The organism is Pseudoalteromonas fuliginea (assembly GCF_000690055.1).
Lineage (GTDB): Bacteria > Pseudomonadota > Gammaproteobacteria > Enterobacterales > Alteromonadaceae > Pseudoalteromonas > Pseudoalteromonas fuliginea.
Map to the genome: position 1 here is coordinate 1 of NZ_JJNZ01000039.1, position 2,676 is coordinate 2,676.

Below are 2,676 nucleotides of genomic sequence, written 5' to 3' on the forward strand. Positions count from 1 at the left end.
AATAAAGCGTAGTACTTTGAGCTTAAAAGTGCAAAATTTTGAGTGGATGTCTAGTTTATTGGCATCACTAAGTGCGGGTATCCGAAATGGTACTTGAATAAGCTTTTCTAGATAATTTCTCGTGTATGCTGCACCACCTACTTCTTCGGACAATTTAGGAAAGTGTCGCCTAACAGAATATTCGATCATCGTTTCATCAGCAGCAACGATAAAAGCTGTGTTCGGCATGAACAGAAAGAGCTTCATTGCCTCTAAAGTAGCAATGGCTGTTTCTGGTAAACAACGATCTAAGTCATCAACTAGAACTACAAGACGCTCAATTTTTGCGGCTTTAAGTAATTTATTATATTCGTTGCGAAAGTCAGATATTTCTTTAACTACCCGCTTGGCTTTAGGTTTTCCAATTGCGCCCTGTAATGCTGTTAGGCCACTTTCAATATCGTCTTTGCTGAGACTAGTAACTGATTCCTTTAATTTATCTAAACCTAAGCTAACATCCTGAATTGTAGAAGGTGTTGGAATACCGCTGAAAGCAGTAGCCCCCCAGTTGGCAACAGTTTTAAATGACTTGAACCAGTCAATTCGGTCGAGAAAGTCATTTGCTTGCTGTTTAAAGCCCTCAATCTTTCCTCGTTTTTTTATTAAATCAGAGGTGATCTGTTGCATTAAGGCGGTTTGAGCGTCTTCAAGCCCTTGAAATAACCAACTGTTAAACCGTATACATACTGTAGTTTCATCATCTTGGTAGGAATTCTCAAGCATGGCTAATATGCTAGATTTTCCAGCACCCCAATCCCCATGAACACCTACAGAAACAGGCAAGCGGCTAGTGTCTGACAATAACTTAATGATCGCAGAACTAATCGCTTGGTAATTGAGTAAATCAACCTTTGATTCATTATCAGGCCAAAGCATCCTTTGCTCCTTTTATTATATTTCTTGATAATTGGGGCGATTGCACGAATTTTAAACCACACAAAGTTTAAAGTATTGACTCCGCTTTGTTAAGCACAGAAATAAGAAAGCCCACAAGGGTGGGCTTTGGACTAAAATGAGGTTACTTTAGCTGTGGTTTAAGTTTGCACAGATAACAATCGGATCAAAATCAAGTAACGGCTTGTAAACCTAAAGCTTAGTTACTGCATTCATTTTCATAAACTCTATTGTAACTTATTTCTTGTTGAATCTTATTCTTGATTGACTTATTTGAAAGTTGATTCAAACTTGCTCTAAGTGATTCTAGCATGTATTTGTCACCAATAAGTAAGAGTGAATTTAATGCTGTTTTACCTATAAAACTATCTTGATTATCAATTAATATCGCTATTAACGTATCAACATCATTTTTTTCACCAATCATTCCAAGCCCAGTTATAGCTGAGTTTTTTAAGATATTTTCATTCGAACTGATCATCTCCATAAAATATTTTCGTGCAATATTCAGATCCACTCCACTATCAAAACATTTATTTTTTAGATTAATTCTCCATTTCATAGCAGCTAATCGAATTAAGTGATCATCTAATACACGTACATGCTTAGTGTTCCTCCATACCTCTAACAATATAGAATTATATAAATCAGCATCAAAACCTTCACTGGACCAACCATTGGAAATTAAATTTGAAACAGAGAACACAGCTTCTCTGTAGTTTTTATTCCAATATGAGCCAATTTCCATGTTCTGAACCGAGTTGTCAGCATGCCCAATTGTCTTTTCAATTTCGAGTTTCCACTGCCAATGACCATCGTCTGCATATGAGCTGCATGCAGATAGCAGCCAAATACCGCATGTTATGCAAATTTTAAATATCTTCATGTGTTTTCCTGTTTATGGGACTATCGGCCAACTTTGAACTTGGTTAACTCCACCCCTTCGTCTCGATTCAAAATATTGGATTTTTGAATCAACTTGCTGCACCTCTTTTGTATACTTCCAACGAGTTTCAACAAAAGTTCTTTTACGATCATTACTATAGGAAGACATTCTAATCTTTTGCCTATAGATTTTAACATCTAATATTGGCGTTTTTTCAATACTCCAGTTCACATAAACATTGTATACATTTACTTTCACCTCTGGAGCAAACACTATATTTGGCATCCTCATGCGCCATGCGTCAGGAAGGTCATAATTGTATGAAAGCCCTAATCTGGGATTCTCATTTAGATAAGTTTCAAAGGCTCCGCTTGCAAGAATCTCAGAATCGCCATCATAAAGACCTTCATGATGCAGCTCTCTTGAACCTAAATACTCAGTAGATGGATATCCATTCTCACCATCCCTTCTTTCTCGCCAATATTCATCAATAACTTCTGGCATATCAACACCATCTATAGAATTACTACCGCCAAAACAATTTGTACAAGCATATAAATCTATACCAGAGCTATTATTACCTTTTGCAGTTGTTGATGGTGCGCCTATATCGGCTGTTGCAGACATATTACCTATCTGAATATTAACCGTGCCATTACCGTTACCTGTCATTGTGCCGACTTTCACATTGCGTTTTATGCGAGAACCTGTGACAGATTGCTTCTGAGTAATATCCGCTGTTTCACCTTTTTCAAGGTTTTCTGCAACCTCTTGACAACTTGCAGCATCATCCGCACTACAACTTGCATACCCTGTAGGATCAGTACCACTGAGCGGATTATTCATTATGTAAGAAT

Annotated in this window: 3 protein-coding genes; all 3 read right to left on the bottom strand. The window is 37.2% G+C overall.

The window, feature by feature from the left end; genetic code table 11:
- Positions 1-915, bottom strand: a 915-nt coding sequence (locus DC53_RS08235) for a KAP family P-loop NTPase fold protein (protein ID WP_239462841.1), incomplete at its 3' end; no start/stop codon positions are given.
- Between the two features lie 217 nt (positions 916-1,132).
- Positions 1,133-1,819: a HEAT repeat domain-containing protein gene (locus tag DC53_RS08230; protein ID WP_033030314.1), complete on the bottom strand. Its 687-nt coding sequence runs from the start codon at positions 1,817-1,819 to the stop codon at positions 1,133-1,135.
- Positions 1,820-1,831: 12 nt separating this feature from the next.
- A partial coding sequence (locus DC53_RS22170) for a hypothetical protein (protein WP_204247258.1) occupies positions 1,832-2,676 on the bottom strand: 845 nt, incomplete at its 5' end.

Coding starts and splice junctions, on each gene's coding strand:
- DC53_RS08230 (WP_033030314.1), bottom strand. CDS start 1,819: ATGAAGATATTTAAAATTTGCATAACATGCGGTATTTGGCTGCTATCT.